This is a genomic window from Desemzia sp. FAM 23990 (assembly GCF_045528485.1).
Classification (GTDB): domain Bacteria; phylum Bacillota; class Bacilli; order Lactobacillales; family Carnobacteriaceae; genus Desemzia.
The window spans coordinates 1-15,056 of record NZ_JBGQQW010000014.1 but is presented as its reverse complement, the minus strand read 5'-3'; the positions used below and the strand labels follow the sequence as shown (position 1 = coordinate 15,056).

The following is a 15,056-nucleotide window of genomic DNA, read 5'->3' as shown; positions in this document are numbered from 1 at the left end:
AATTACTCGTTCAAGACGATATATCCAAAAGATGCTGACTTGAACCGTTCCTATTTTTTTAATCTTCTTAGTTTCTTTTATACAGTAATTAAAAATAAAAACAAATGGTATAATAAATGACTCATTGATTCAACCTGCATCTTCAATAGTAAGCGACAACTTTGGAGGGATACCCATGCGTGAAATTTTAGAAAAATATGAAGAACGAAAACTGAAGCTTTTCGAAACCCTTTATGCTAATGAAGATTGGATGCCGATCCCCGTTCTTGCTAAGACGTTGCATTGCTCTGAGAAAACACTCAAACAAGATGTGCTCTCTTTAAAAGAATTGTTAGCTAAAGACTATCTTCAAACTTCTTACAGAGGGGTTTGCTTATTTTTACCTACAAATATGAGTATTGAAATGGTTTATCGTCTCATCTTAAAAGAGAGTACTCATTTTTTATTTCTTGAAAGTTTATTTCATGATGAGACAAAATCTCTTGATGAAATGGCTGAATTCTTATACATCAGTTCTTCTACACTAGCCAGGACAATCAAAAAAATCAATCTCGTGTTTGAAGATTATCCCCTTAAAATCCTAACGAATCCTTGCCGGTTAGAGGGGCCAGAATCCACTATACGTTCATTTTATATTTCCTATTTTATGGAGAAATGCACTCATGTTGACTGGCCATACCCTACTATGGATAGAAAAATATTCGAGAATTTCATAGTGCTCTCAGCTAAATTCATCCATACTCCCTTGAATTTTTCAGATTTTGAACGTGTAAAACACTGGATCGCTGTTAGTTTGATTCGAACGCAAAAGGGACACTATATGGATATAAAACCAAATAACTTGGCAAAATATATCCCTGATTTAACAAAATTTCGTTTTATTTTGAAGCCTCTTGAAAATATAATGAACATTTCTTTTCAGCCGGAGTTTATTGAACAAGTTTTTGCTGTATTTTTGACGAATAGTTTTGCTTTTACATATGACCAGCTCATCAAAGAAGCAGAAACAGATCCAGTGTTAAAAAAGTCAATCGCTCTACTATCAGATATGTTAGATAGCCTCTCCAACCAATTTAAAGTACCCATCCCCAATAAAGAACATCTTCTGCTTGATCTTTATAACCTTTCGAAGATTGTTTCGAGGCCAAATAAACATATACGAAAAACACCTTATATTCTTTTTGATCAAAAAGAATATTTTGTCCGTTCACTTGAAAAAGATGTTCCAACTTTTATTCATTCAGCAACAAAGCAGATTCGTCATTACCAACAGGAAATGGATTTGATTTTCAGTCGTCATTCAATAGATGAATTAATATATACCCTAGTCATCCACTGGAATAATTTACTCGTTGCGTTACACAAGCAACGCAGAAAAGCCAAATTACTGATTATTAGTACGTATGATTTAGAACATGCAAAAATGTTGCGTGACCTTATCAACATTCAATATGGCGGTGATGTTGTTTCAGAACTTTATATGGAACCTAGATTATCATTAAAGCTGTTAAAAAATATGGACTATGATATCTTGATTTCTACCACTTCTATTGACTATCTTTTAGATAAAAAAGTGTTTTGCATCCAAAATATCCCTACAGAACAAAATTTGCGAGATCTTAAGTTGGCTATTGATGTAATCAGAAAAGTAGATACTGTTCTATTAGAAGAATAGCTGTGCCGTATGGGAAATCTACATTTTTAAAATCTAACGGTTACATAAAAAAACAAAAAAAGCTCGAGATAATCGCTTCCTAAGAAGCAATATCTCGAGCTTTTCCGACAGTATTGAATTTACATTCAATAGGTTCCATGAATTCCACAAAACAGAGGGATCCAAACACCTGCATCCCGCAGTGTGCTTACGCACTTGTGCCCTGCCTATTTCTTAGCAATCACTAGTCGCCGCAGCGAAATGACAAAATCACCTGATTGCTGGTCAACTCATCGCATGTATAGAATCATACCACCTGGTGGGGAAAATTACAAGTTGTTTTTTCGTTCCTGATGAATCTGTTTGGTCCTTAGTTTTCTTATCACCTTAGATAAAATCTCCTGCAATAAGTTGTATCCGATTACTATTTGGCAACAGTTTAAGCTATAAGGAGTTCATTAAGCACCTCATTATAGAAGAAAACTCATACGAACGCTTTTCCTTCAAATAATCCGAATTGTCCTAAATATCTTATACGTATCAATAGGCGGGTTTGTCTTTAATGCTACGTTTAGTCATCAATACCCTCATTCTCGCTTTTTTCTTAGATCTCTTAATGCAATTTTTCCGAGGTCGGGTTCAGTCTTTGTACGAACAATTCATAAAAAACTGAAAATAGGGTGTCTGCAATATTTGACGTTGGTAAGTAAAAATTAAGATGTATCCTATTGAGAAATTACTAGAGTAATAGTGTGAAAGAGATCTTCGTTTTTCATCATGGCAATTTTTCTCTTGATGTTCAAACTCCATTTTTCATCATGGCAATTTTCCCCTTGATGTTTAAACTACATTCTTCATCAAGGCAATTTTCCCCTTGATGTTTAAACTACATTCTTCATCAAGGCAATTTTCCCCTTGATGTTCAAACTCCATTTTTCATCATGGCGGGTTTACCCTTGATGTTCAAACTCCATTCTTCATCATGGCAATTTTTCTCTTGATGTTCAAACTCCATTTTTCATCAAGGCAATTTTCCCCTTGATGTTTAAACTACATTCTTCATCAAGACAATTTTCTCCTTGATGTTCAAACTCCATTCTTCATCATGGCAATTTTTCTCTTGATGTTCAAACTCCATTTTTCATCATGGTAATTTTCCCCTTGATGTTTAAACTACATTCTTCATCAAGACAATTTTCCCCTTGATGTTCAAACTCCATTTTTCATCATAGCAATTTTTTCCTTGATGTTCAAACCCTATTCTTCACTTTACTATACTTTGACATAAAAAATCACTCCCACAAATCAGATTTTACTCTAACTCTCATTGGTCGCAGGAGAGTTCTTTACCAACGCTAGAAGATGAAGAGCCAAAATAAGAGACAAGAACCGATACCAGTTCTTGTCTCCTATTGTTTATTTCGTATAAATACGCACTCCAAAAGGTTCCAGCAGCAACTCTTCTGTTCCTTCAGCTGAGGACAAAATATCCTCATATCCTACAAAATTATTTGCTACAGTTTGTGCTTCATCCGTGTGGTTCATCACAAAAATAAATTCTTTGCCGTCTTTCACGCGGCTGGTGATTTCAATTCCCTCAGGCTGAACTCCGAAACCAACAATATTTTTTTCTTTCAATAAGTGATCAATAATTTCTTGAAGCATCTCTTTTTCAGGAAGTGTTGCCAAATACCAAGCTTCTCCTTTTCCAAAAGAGTTTTTCGTCACTGCAGGCATGCCTTTATAAAAATCACTCTTGTACTCAGCTATTGCCTCTGCCCCTTCTAAATGCAGCAAGTCACACAACATTGAACATTCATAAGACGGTTTGTTCCAATCTCTACTCCCAAATTCAACTGTATTGCGCTTTTCAGGAGCCAAGGCATCGATTTCTTCCACCCAAATTCCCAATAACTTTCTTAATGGTCCTGGATATCCTCCAAGATGGACATTATCGCTTTGGTCTACAATTCCACTCATGAAAGACGTCAGGAACGTTCCTCCCTTTGCTACAAATTGTTCCAACTTCTCAGCTGTTCCTTTTTTGACCATATAAAGAACAGGAGCTAAGATCATATCGTATTGCTCAAAATCAGCATCTACTGGAATAATATCTACCGCCACTTGATTATGGTATAACGTTTCATAATACCTCTGGATTTGATCCACATAATACAAATCAACTGTCGGTCCACTAGTGTATTCCAATGCCCAATAATTATCCCAATCAAAAATAATGCCTATTCTAGCTTTGGTCTCAGCACCAATCAACTGATTGCCTAAATGTGCTAGTTCATTTCCCAATTCTGCCACTTCACGAAAAACACGGGTATCATCAATAATGAGCTGTATCACGGTCGAGATGGACGCAGTGGAGAAATTGGGCATACGATCCTTTATCCTCATGGCAAAGACTGTCCTTGCGGAAACAAGGGGTGTTTGGAACAATACAGTTCTCAACGAGCCGTTCTTGCTGCTCTTCAGCAGTTAAAAAACGATCCGACATTTTCTTTAGCTGATCTCATTGCCTTTTATAAATCTGGGGACGCTGAAACGGTTCAATTGATCGAAGAGTTTGCTTTTCATATCAGTATCGGCATCAATAACGCGATCGCAAGTTACGGTCCAGAAAAAGTGTATTTGAACTCTACATTGATTAACGAGATTCCTGCTCTTTTACCTTTGATCAGAAAAAATATCGTTAGTTCATTTAGTTTAAAAACCCCTATTGAAAATTCATTGTTGGGGGAAGAAGCGATTCTTTTAGGCGGAGCTGCTTTAAGCATCCAACAATTTTTTCATTTGCCGACATTTCCATTGATTCCAAATTCTGTTTCTCTTACAAATTGATTTTTAAAGCATACACAAAAAGAAACCAAAGCAGGAAATCCCTCTTTGGTTTCTTTTTGTATTTCGTTAACTGATTACTTTGCTGTTTATTCTATGTTTTCCAACCATTTTTCGGTTATCACTCCATGGCCTGCAACAGTAGGATGAACTCCGTCTTCTCCTGTTAAATATTGGAAACTGTGTTTAATGCCGTAAGCATTCAACGGACCATCCAACGCTACAAAATCTGCTTGGAATTCTTCAGCTAATTTACGAGTGATTTGAATTCGTTGATCCAAGTCCACTCTCCAACTTGCTCGGTCTGCGGGATAAGGCAATACAAAAGGTTCCATTACCACAATTTGAGCACCTGTTTTTTCTTTGATGGCACTCAATACTTCTCGATAATCTTGTTCGAATTGCTCCATTAGTACAGCTGACCCAAATTCTGCCGATCCTTCTTGGTGCCACGTATCGTTTATTCCGATCAAAATCGATACGACTGTTGGGTTTAACGAAATACAGTCTTCTTCTAATCGTTTCTTCAAATCTGCTACCTTGTCGCCACTGATACCGCGGTTTAAAAAGGACAACTTTAATGCAGGGTATTCAGCTTGCAACCTGCCTGCCACCATCAACGGGTATCCTTTGCCTAAGTCATGAAAATCATCACGGTCCCGTCCGACATCTGTAATACTATCTCCAAAAAATAAAATACGCTCAGTTTGCTTTAATTTCATCTGTTCTCTCCATCTTTCCAGTAGTTTTTTGCAAATAATTGTACACCGCACCGACTAAATTGGCATCACTTTTAAACAAGCACGTTTCTACTTGAGGCATAAAAGGTGCTATTTGAACTTGAGTTAAAATGTCTTCAAATCGTTTATTTAATTGATCGATAATATCCGGTTTATTGGATACTCCGCCTCCCAGCAATACTAAGTCCGGATCGTAACTGTACTGCAAATTGAATATGCCGCGGGCTAAAGAGCGATAAAATGTTTCTGTCTCTTCCATTGCTATTTCATCTCCAGCTTCTGCTAATTGAAAAACTTCCTCCCCGCTGATCTCCGCTTTCGGTATTCCCTTGCGTTCTGCATAGCGTCCAGCCATTTTTACAGCCGTCCCCAACTGGCTGAATGTTTGAGTCTCCGTTAACAATGTGTAGCCGAATTCTCCGCCAAATAAATGAGCCCCATGTTGAACCTCACCATCTACGATCACCGATCCTCCAATTCCAGTTCCAACCACTACCATTAATACATTCTTCAAGCCTTTAGCGGAGCCTCGCCACACTTCTGCTAAAGCCGCACAGTTAGCATCATTTTCGATCGCTACCTTGTTCCCTAACAAATCTTCCAATTCCTCATAAATTGGAAAGTGGTGTAAATACGGTAATGCACTGGCTCCCTCAATGACTCTTCCAATTTGATTGACCGCCCCTGGAGCACTAAACGTTACACCATCAATAACGTATTTTTCAGCCATTTCTTCTTTTACGCGCTGCAATTCTGCTTTCATTCCATCCCAAGTACGAGGCGACTTAAAACTGCCTTTATGACTCAACGCATCATTTTCCCAGATTCCATACTTGACAGAAGTCCCTCCAATATCAAAAGCTGCTATTCCCATTTCTTGTCCTCCAATGAATCGTTACTTTTCAAATAAAACATATTGCTGGTAAAGTCGCCATGACGATTGAATTTCCAAGTAGGCTCTATACCGTTAGTCACATCATCTGCAAATAATAATCCGACAGCCATCAAATCATCTCCATACCGGCTTTGATTTATCGGCTCTACAATATACATTGTTTCCGGATTCAAACCTGTTAATTTCAAGCGTTCATAAGCTGGATTTGGCGTCGCTAAAATTTGGTAATAACCTACCAATGCTTCAGATTGGTCTTTTGAAACCAGCATCCAAGCAACAGTGTTCCCGTCAAATGGACTCTCTAAACGATAAAATGTCCCTTGTTGGACTAATGCGCGATGTTTTTTGAAGAATTGAATATGATGACGAATAGATTCTTTATCAGCATCACTCAATGTTGTGATGTCCATTTCGTAACCAAATGTCCCAAAATAAGCTACGTTTGACCTTATATCCATTGAAGTCACTCGTCCGACTTGATGATTAGGGACTGCCGAAACATGGCTTCCGATACTGGACAAAGGATACACCATCGAAGTTCCGTATTGGATCTTCAAACGTTCTACAGCATCTGTATCATCACTAGCCCAAGCTTGCGGCGCATAATACAGCATACCCGGATCATTACGCGCTCCTCCGCCTGCACAAGATTCAAACAAAATATCCGGATATTTAGTAATCAATCGCTCATACAACTCGTATACACCTAGAATATACCGATGATAAACTTCTCCTTGTTGTTCTGGCGGCAAAGCGTCTGAATAAGCTTCTGAAATATAGCGGTTCATATCCCATTTGATGTAATCAACTTGCGCATCGTGCAGGATTGCGTCCATTTGCTGGAAGATTGAATCGACCACTTCAGGTCTGGAAAAATCAAGAACAAATTGGTTTCTGCCGTGAGAAATATTTTTCCCTGGAACGCCAATGACCCAGTCTGAGTGTTCATCATGGAGAGGTGTATTTTTGCTCACCATTTCGGGTTCGAACCATAATCCAAACTTCAATCCCAATTGATGGATTTTTTCAGACAATCCTTTGATTCCATTAGGCAATTTAGTTTTGTCTTCTACCCAATCCCCTAATGAACTGGTATCATCATCACGTTTCCCGAACCAACCGTCATCCAGCACAAATAATTCCATGCCCAATTCAGCTCCATTTCGAGCAATTTCAAGGATCTTTTCCTCGTTGAAATCAAAATAAGTTGCTTCCCAGTTATTAATCAGAATTGGCCGCTCTTTATCGCGCCACCGGCCTCTCGCTAAACGTGTCCGATATAACTCGTGATAAGTCTGGCTCATGCCATTTAAACCTGCATCAGAATAAACTAACACTGCTTCAGGGGTTTGGAAGAAATCGCCTTCATTTAATTGCCAGTTGAATCGGAAAGGATTGATTCCCAACATGGCTCTCGTTACATGATACGTATCGACTTCTACCTGAGCTGTAAAATTGCCGCTGTAGATCAAACTGAACCCGTAGACTTCCCCATTTAATTCGGTCGTCTCAGGTCGTACTAAAGCCATAAAAGGATTATGTGCATGACTGCTGGCTCCACGTGCACTGGAAACAGATTGCAATCCTGTATGAAGCGCTTTTCGCTCCACATGCGTTTCTCTGGCCCAAGCTCCATTCAAATGCAGCAATTCAAAGTCAGCATCAGGAAAATCAACGCTGGCACTCATCGCATTTTCCAATTGGATTGTTGTTGTTCCGCGATTAATAAAACAAGCGCTTCTGGTGATAGCAGAAAATGCAGAAAAGATGGTGTAGTTCAACTGCACTTCTAATTCTGAATAAATATCTTTCAAGATAATGGTGAGAGTTTCGGCTTCTTCTTTACTGTCGACATATGTAGCTGGAAGACCTTCTAAAGTTGGTTTTCCTTTTGATATTGTGTAAGATGCATATTCAAGATGAGTAACTTGATCTCCAGACGGCCATTTAATTTGATGAGCCGGGTATCTAAAATCGGTCGTTCCGAAGCTTGGGTATTCTTGTTTGATGTGTTCTAAAGAAGAGGTATGATTCCCTTCATACAAGTTATTCGCTGGACGGTTTTCCCGTTCAACAAGATAGAAAAAGGATTTTCTGTGTTGAATTTTTTTACCAAAGTATAATTGTTCCAATTGATGAGTGGTTGGATCTACTCTAAAAATGTAGCTGACAGCTTGGTTGCTCAAGTGAAATTCGTTTGCTGCTTCGTTGATGTGAATGAATTGAAATTCTTTCAATTAGAATACCTCTCTTTTTCTACTATTTTTAACTCCATTTTATAAATCGCTTACATTTTTTTGCGACCCTTTTCGCCCAAATTATATTACACATCCAATTTTTAGTAAAGATATATTTTTAGATAATATGTATAGACTAATAGTCATTTCTTAAACAGCACAGTAAAAGAAGAAGTTCTTTTCGATTCTAACTTCTTCTTTTGTACAAAACAAGCTGCTCTTTTTTCCGCTACCAAACTGCGATATGCCCATCTGCTCTAGATTCTGTTCCACCGACCAGTACGCCATTTTCCTGTCGCAAAATGACTTGACCTCTTCCAAATGAACCGCTGCTGGTCGCGATTTGTACCTGGTGGCCTCTCTTCAGCAATTCTTGAATCACGGGATAAGGAAAGTGAGGTTCCACTAGAATCTTCTTCTCTTCCAGCCATTGCCAACGAGGAGCATCTAATGCATCTTGAGGATTCAACTGAAAATCGATCATACTGCTCAACACTTGCAGATGAGCTTGAGGCTGCATGCCTCCACCCATGACCCCAAATGGTCCGATTGCTGCTCCATCTCTTGTCAGAAATCCAGGAATAATGGTATGAAACGGTCTTTTCCCAGGGAGCAACACATTGGGATGATTTTCATCCAACGAGAACTGGTTGCCTCGATTGTGCAAACTGATTCCTAAACCAGGCACAACGGCTCCCGAACCGAAACCAGCGTAATTGCTTTGGATATAAGAAATCATATTTCCTTCCTCATCCGCCGCAGCTAAATAAACCGTACCAGGGTTATCAAATTTACCCGGCTCTGGCAAAATGGCAGTATCATTTACTAAATCTGCTCGATTTTTGGCATACTCTTTTGATAACATGGCTTCAATTTTAGTTTCCATTGTTCTAGAATCTGCAATATAACGTAAGCCGTCACTAAATGCCAACTTGATCGCTTCAATTTGTTTGTGATAGGTATCTGGATTCTCTTTGTCTTTTAACTCCAATTGCTCTAAAATATTTAAAGCCATCAATACTACAATTCCTTGTCCGTTTGGTGGCATCTCCCAAACATCGTACCCTTTATAATTTGTCGAAATAGGCTCTATCCATTCAACTTGGTGGTTCGCTAAATCTTCTTTGCGTAAATAGCCTTCGTGCTTTTTAGAAAAAGCATCGATTTCATCCGCTATCCACCCCTGATAAAAAGCTTCCGCATTCGTAGCCCCTATTTCTCGCAGCGTTTTAGCATGCCCTTTTGAAGACCACATTTCGCCGGCTTTGATGGGTTGCCCATTCGGACAAAACGTCTCAAACCACGTTTGCAGCACTGGATATTTTTCCAGCTGTTTGGAGAAAATATGATAGGTTCTCTCCCACGCTTCAGCAATCTTACTGGTAACAGGATGTCCTTCCTCTGCAATCACCGCTGCCGGTTCCAACACCTCGCTTAAAGAGAGATTACCGAATTTTTCTGCTAAAGCAGCCCAGCCGCTCGGAACGCCGGGTACAGTGACTGGATCCAGACCATAGCGAGCAATTTCCGTTCCTTTTTGCTTTAAAGTTTCGTGCAGCATCAAGCCAGGAGCTGATCCACTTGAATTCAAGCCATACATTTCCCCTTTGTACCAAATAATGGCAAAACTATCTCCACCGATTCCATTTGCAGAAGGTTCGACGACAGTTAGTGTTGCTGCTGCAGCCAAAATCGCATCAATCGCGTTTCCGCCTTTTTTCAACATCTCTAATCCTGCTTGAGAAGCTAACGGATGTGTCGTCGAAACCATGCCTTTTTTTCCATAAACCAATTCTCTTCTAGATGAATAGTGAAACGAGCTTGAATCAAATTGCATTTAATATCCCCCTATGTAAAAAGAGAAATTCACTGGAGGCTAGTCATACCTCTAGTGAATTTGTCTTTTCTTGTATAATTCATTTTTTAACGTTAATTTTGGACAACTTCAATTTTATAACCGTCTGGATCCATGATGAAGAAGTACGTTGCTGCTCCATCAGACAGTCCTTTGATGTCCGTGATGTCGCAATTTTTAGCTTTGTATTCTTCATGTACAGCATTTAAATCGTCTACACCGATGGCAATATGTCCATAGCCGTTTCCTAAGTCGTACGCTTCAGCGCTGTAATTATACGTTAATTCTAGTTCATAGCCGCCTTCTTCAAATGCTAGGTAAACCAGTGTAAACTTAAATTCAGGGTAATCTAAGCGACGCATTTCTTTCATGCCTAAAATAGTTGTATAGAACTCTACCGATTTTTCCAAATCTTGTACTCGGTAACAAGTGTGAATCATTTTAGTAGCCATTTCAACATTCTCCTCTATTCAGTGATCTTATTGTTTCTTTTTCTATTTTAACGTAACTCACGAAAAGATTCAAAAAACGCGTTCTCTTTAACCTAGCACTATCATTTCTACCAACAGTCGAACACTAGCGGACATGCCTTCATCTTTGGGAACATAATCTAAAATACTGAACTCCAAAAACGACTCTCTCCTTCATGATGTTATTTCTTTTAGTGTAACAGAAAAAAAGACTACTCATGCAATTCTAAAGGCAAACCATCTGGATCCCTAAAGAAAGTAAATTTTCCGCCTGTGAATTCATCTACTCGAATCGCTTCTGTTTCGATGCCTTTTTGATTCAGCTCTGCAACTGTTTCTTCAATATTTTCGATATAAAAACACAAATGTCTGAGTCCTGTTGCTTCAGGACCACTGGATCTTTTGGGCGGATTTGGAAAAGAGAACAACTCGATTTCGCTATCTCCAATTTTGAGATCTAATTTGTAAGAATCTCTTTCTGCTCGATAGTTTTCGCGAATGATTTCCAACCCCAGTAATTCAGTATAAAAACGCTTGGATACTTCATAATCAGAAGCAATGATCGCTACATGATGAATGTGTGAAAAATGCATATTTTTTTCCTCCTTAGTAAAAAGGCTCCTCAATCAACTAGACTGAGGAGACTTGGTTGCTCATTCAATTATCCTTTATTTTCTGCTAGAATACCATCAATTTCACTTAATTCCTCTTTAGTAAAGGTTAGATTATCTAGAGCCTTAACATTATCTTCCAGTTGCGAAACGCGACTTGCCCCCACTAAGACACTGGTTACTTTGCCGTCTCGTAAGATCCAAGCAATGGCCATTTCTGCTAACGTTTGTCCACGACGTTTAGCAACTTCATTCAATGCTTGCGATTGCGTAATTTTTTTGTGGACCTGGTCAGTATTTAAAAATGGACTTGATGTCCGACTAGCACGTGAGTCTTCTGGAACACCATTTAAGTAACGATCTGTTAATAATCCTTGCGCTAACGGGCTATACGCTATACTACCTGTTCCATTTTCAGTTAAAATATCTTGCAGCCCCTCTTCTATCCATCGGTTATACATGTTGTAAGAAGGCTGGTGAATAATGAACGGTGTCTTTAATTCTTTGAAAATACTCGTTATCTCAGCAGTCTGTTCAGCAGAGTAGTTGGAGATTCCTACATATAATGTTTTTCCTTGACGGACCATCAAATCCAATGCTTGAGCTGTTTCTTCAAAAGGTGTTTCTGGATCAGGACGGTGTGAATAAAAGATATCGACATACTCCAATCCCATCCGTTTCAAACTTTGATCTATACTAGCCGTCACATTTTTCTTTGAGCCGAATTCTCCATATGGGCCTGGCCACATGTAATAACCAGCTTTACTGGAAATGATCAATTCATCACGGTACGGTTTTAAATCTTTTTCGTAGATTCGTCCAAAGTTTTCTTCAGCACTTCCTGCTGGCGGACCATAATTATTCGCTAAATCAAAATGCGTGATACCTAAATCAAAAGCTCTCCGCACAATCGCTTGGCTTTTATCAAATAAATCTACATCACCAAAGTTGTGCCACATTCCCAATGAAATAGCCGGTAATTTTAACCCGCTCTTTCCTACTCGATTGTAAATCATCTTATCGTAACGATTTTCTGCTGCTTGATATATCACATGTCCCACTCCTTATTCTATTGTGTTGTTGTCAATCTCTTTATACAAGTACGTTAAAAATAAGCCTTTCTTTTTTTCGACAGTGCATCGGCAAACAATTGAATCGTTTTTTCTCTACGTGCATTATTATCTATATTGGGGATCAACATCACTTCATCCGCCTGATACTCTTCAGCCATTTGACTCACCTTTTCTACTACCTGTTCCGCGGAACCAATAATAGCTTCTTGAAGAGGAGAAATTACGGATGAATCTTGATTCAATTGGTTCCATTGAGCAAATTCCTTTTTCAATTGTTCATTTTCCTCTGAACTTTCTCCAATTGCAATGAAAACTCCCAGTATCACTGTCGCCTTTTCCACTAATTCGCTTTTCACAAACTGTTCTCTGTATTTTTTGGCAGCCTCTTTCAATTCAATGCTCGGATTCAAATAATGAGCCGCAAAAAATCCCGCTCCTATATTTGCTGTTAGGCCAACACTCTGTGGATGACTGTTTAGAATGAAAATTTCCGGGCTCCCCGTTTGCATCAAGGCTGCATAAGAACTTTTTTCTTTCATTGTAATGGAAGAGCCCAACAATCTTTTGAGTTCATTCATTTCATTTGCAAATCGGGAAAATTCTGTCTTATTTTCATTTAAAGCTTTCGAAAACCATTGTCCGCTGCCAGCAACTTGTCCTATCCCAACGTCTATCCGACTATTTCTTACAATAGCCATCGTTTTGAAAGTATCCGCAATTTTTTCTCCATTGTAATAAGGAACCATAATTCCCGCAGAGCCAATACGAATGTCATTGGTCGCAAGAGCTAAATGAGACATGACCAATTCCGGCGTACTTCCGACTATGACGGGATTAGAATCGTTTTCCGAAATCCAAAAGCGGGTGTAATTTAACGACTCTGCAAGTCTCGCCAGTTTTACTCTGTCATTCAGGCTTTTTCTAGTTGAGACCGTTGTTTCTTTGGTAGAAAAATCTAAAACACTGTATTTCATTCAGCCACCTCATCATACTAAAATTCTATTTCATTATAGCACTAAAGAATCCGTTTACATATCATTTTATTTTCCCTTCCCTTACAAGAGGCTCTAAAAAAATAGGAAACTAAGGGTATATTTGTTGAACTATTCTATTCAATAAGCGATAATGAAGATGTAATAAAAGTCACTTGATTTATCATTTAAGTGCAGCAGGACAAAGCGTCGTTGAGAGAGGATGAGTGAAATGAACGCAAATACCCTAATTTTCAGTTCAGGATTCATGATGTTGTTTACCTCAGTATTTTTCCTGCATGCTCGCTTTTCTATGATGAAAAGAAAAGCTGTTCGTGTGCAAGTGCGAGTTCGTGACTCTGTAAACAGAAACAACAGATATTTAAGATAAACCATACTGCAGTCTTTGGCTAATGTGCTGAAGGCTGCTTTTTTAACACTACTTACATCAGATGAAGGAGTGATTAAATGACAAACCTTACTGATCGCTTAAATGAGCTGTTTCAACTTTTCTATTTGACTGCTTCAGCTCAACGCAATAAACCTCCGAATTATATTAGGCGGTCTACTTGCTTCTTCATCCAATTTCATTCTACTTAAAGGAGGGGATTGTCATTAATCTTTTGGGAGTTTACTACAAAAAGAAAGGTTAAGGTGATCCGACTATCTCGCTCAGCTGTGCGTTAACAGCTACCTATTATGTAACATAGAATGACTCTATCTACAGCGCACGTAAACAAGGAATAGTGATCCTTACACTTCTACTGCTGCTGAAGCAGCAAAAGTCCATTTGCGTGCCAGTTAGTTAAAAATTAATTCAAAAAAGGAACGCAATTTTAATTTGCGTTCCTTTTTGAAGATAATCTTACCTTAAAGGGAACACAACTTCTGATACACTCCCTACAAAGTAGACACTAGAAATAACAAAAATTTCTAAACTATTTTGTAGGGAGTGTTTTTTATTGTCTAAACGAGTTAAATTAAGCGCAGACGAAAAATTAGCCATCATTAAACCAATACTTGACGGTTGTTCTTCATTAAGATTTGTCAGTAAAGAAATGAACCTTCACGGTTCTGTAATTCAGACATGGATCCGCAAATATAAAGCTGATGGTTTTGAAGGACTAGTGGAATCGAAGACGTGGAAAAGGTACTCGAAAAACCTGAAAAAAATGGCGGTTGAAGACGTGGTTTTTCGAGGTTACTCTAAGAATAGTACGGTGAAAAAATATCATATTTCCAGTTTTTCAGTTCTACAACGATGGATTAACCTATATAATAGTGGAAAAGAACTAAAATCAACGAGTATGGGGAGATCTAAGACCACTATGACTAAAGGACGTAAAACAACATTTGAAGAACGATTGGAAATCACACAATTTACTATTGCCAGAGATAATGACTATCAGGGGGCTATTGAAAAGTATGGTGTATCTTACCAACAAATCTATTCATGGGTTAAAAAATACCAACTTAAAGGGTCCGACGGACTTAAAGATCTTCGTGGTCAAAATAAACCAGAGAATGAATTAACGGATACTGAACGGTTGAAATTTCGTATTAAAGAACTTGAAGTACGAAATGAATATCTTGAAATGCAGAAAGATATTGAAAAAAAGTTGTTAGAGCTCAATCAAAGGTACGACCATTTTCGCTAAGTCGTCAAGAGACACAATACATTGTCGTGTTTGAGCTCCATCAAG

Annotated in this window: 12 protein-coding genes; 3 read left to right on the top strand and 9 right to left on the bottom strand. The window is 38.4% G+C overall.

What is annotated here, in order from left to right:
* Positions 1-175: 175 nt before the first annotated feature.
* Entirely contained in the window at positions 176-1,675 is a 1,500-nt protein-coding gene (locus ACEN4I_RS07045; protein ID WP_407102571.1) for a M protein trans-acting positive regulator PRD domain-containing protein, read from the top strand.
* Positions 1,676-3,070: 1,395 nt separating this feature from the next.
* Here the strand turns inward: ACEN4I_RS07045 and ACEN4I_RS07040 are convergent.
* Positions 3,071-4,060, bottom strand: coding sequence for a beta-galactosidase (locus ACEN4I_RS07040; protein ID WP_407102570.1), 990 nt, complete (start codon positions 4,058-4,060; stop codon positions 3,071-3,073).
* Between ACEN4I_RS07040 and ACEN4I_RS07035 the strand changes: the two genes are divergently transcribed.
* Positions 3,950-4,504 carry an ROK family protein gene (locus tag ACEN4I_RS07035; RefSeq protein WP_407102604.1) on the top strand — a complete coding sequence of 185 codons (555 nt, stop codon included), beginning with the start codon at positions 3,950-3,952 and terminating at the stop codon, positions 4,502-4,504. The two genes, ACEN4I_RS07040 and ACEN4I_RS07035, sit on opposite strands and share 111 nt — an antisense overlap.
* An 86-nt stretch (positions 4,505-4,590) precedes the next feature.
* On the opposite strand, the gene ACEN4I_RS07030 is transcribed toward ACEN4I_RS07035, so the two are convergent.
* The 8 genes from ACEN4I_RS07030 to ACEN4I_RS06995 all read right to left on the bottom strand — a co-directional run bounded on the left by ACEN4I_RS07030 (position 4,591) and on the right by ACEN4I_RS06995 (position 13,356).
* On the bottom strand, positions 4,591-5,223 hold the full coding sequence (locus tag ACEN4I_RS07030) for an SGNH/GDSL hydrolase family protein (protein ID WP_407102569.1): 633 nt from the start codon (positions 5,221-5,223) through the stop codon (positions 4,591-4,593).
* The gene (locus tag ACEN4I_RS07025) at positions 5,204-6,115 is read right to left on the bottom strand and encodes an ROK family protein (protein WP_407102568.1); all 912 of its coding nucleotides are present in this window, start codon (positions 6,113-6,115) and stop codon (positions 5,204-5,206) included. The genes ACEN4I_RS07030 and ACEN4I_RS07025 overlap by 20 nt, the downstream gene beginning before the upstream one ends.
* Positions 6,106-8,373, bottom strand: a complete 2,268-nt coding sequence (locus ACEN4I_RS07020; RefSeq protein WP_407102567.1) for an alpha-galactosidase — start codon at positions 8,371-8,373, stop codon at positions 6,106-6,108. The genes ACEN4I_RS07025 and ACEN4I_RS07020 overlap by 10 nt, the downstream gene beginning before the upstream one ends.
* A 229-nt stretch (positions 8,374-8,602) precedes the next feature.
* A complete protein-coding gene (locus ACEN4I_RS07015; protein WP_407102566.1) occupies positions 8,603-10,210 on the bottom strand; it encodes a gamma-glutamyltransferase family protein in 1,608 nt (535 codons plus the stop codon).
* Between the two features lie 92 nt (positions 10,211-10,302).
* Entirely contained in the window at positions 10,303-10,680 is a 378-nt protein-coding gene (locus ACEN4I_RS07010) for a VOC family protein (protein WP_407097550.1), read from the bottom strand.
* Between the two features lie 230 nt (positions 10,681-10,910).
* Positions 10,911-11,291, bottom strand: a complete 381-nt coding sequence (locus ACEN4I_RS07005) for a VOC family protein (protein WP_407097551.1) — start codon at positions 11,289-11,291, stop codon at positions 10,911-10,913.
* 68 nt (positions 11,292-11,359) lie between these two features.
* The gene (gene mgrA, locus ACEN4I_RS07000; protein ID WP_407102603.1) at positions 11,360-12,358 is read right to left on the bottom strand and encodes an L-glyceraldehyde 3-phosphate reductase; all 999 of its coding nucleotides are present in this window, start codon (positions 12,356-12,358) and stop codon (positions 11,360-11,362) included.
* A 56-nt stretch (positions 12,359-12,414) separates the two neighbouring features.
* Entirely contained in the window at positions 12,415-13,356 is a 942-nt protein-coding gene (locus ACEN4I_RS06995) for an MsnO8 family LLM class oxidoreductase (RefSeq protein WP_407102565.1), read from the bottom strand.
* Between the two features lie 959 nt (positions 13,357-14,315).
* Here ACEN4I_RS06995 and ACEN4I_RS06990 point away from each other — a divergent pair.
* Positions 14,316-15,011: a transposase gene (locus tag ACEN4I_RS06990; protein WP_407102564.1), complete on the top strand. Its 696-nt coding sequence runs from the start codon at positions 14,316-14,318 to the stop codon at positions 15,009-15,011.
* The last annotated feature ends 45 nt before the right edge of the window (positions 15,012-15,056 follow it).

Coding starts and splice junctions, on each gene's coding strand:
- ACEN4I_RS07045 (WP_407102571.1), top strand. CDS start 176: ATGCGTGAAATTTTAGAAAAATATGAAGAACGAAAACTGAAGCTTTTC.
- ACEN4I_RS07040 (WP_407102570.1), bottom strand. CDS start 4,060: ATGAGGATAAAGGATCGTATGCCCAATTTCTCCACTGCGTCCATCTCG.
- ACEN4I_RS07030 (WP_407102569.1), bottom strand. CDS start 5,223: ATGAAATTAAAGCAAACTGAGCGTATTTTATTTTTTGGAGATAGTATT.
- ACEN4I_RS07025 (WP_407102568.1), bottom strand. CDS start 6,115: ATGGGAATAGCAGCTTTTGATATTGGAGGGACTTCTGTCAAGTATGGA.
- ACEN4I_RS07015 (WP_407102566.1), bottom strand. CDS start 10,210: ATGCAATTTGATTCAAGCTCGTTTCACTATTCATCTAGAAGAGAATTG.
- ACEN4I_RS07010 (WP_407097550.1), bottom strand. CDS start 10,680: ATGGCTACTAAAATGATTCACACTTGTTACCGAGTACAAGATTTGGAA.
- ACEN4I_RS07005 (WP_407097551.1), bottom strand. CDS start 11,291: ATGCATTTTTCACACATTCATCATGTAGCGATCATTGCTTCTGATTAT.
- ACEN4I_RS06995 (WP_407102565.1), bottom strand. CDS start 13,356: ATGAAATACAGTGTTTTAGATTTTTCTACCAAAGAAACAACGGTCTCA.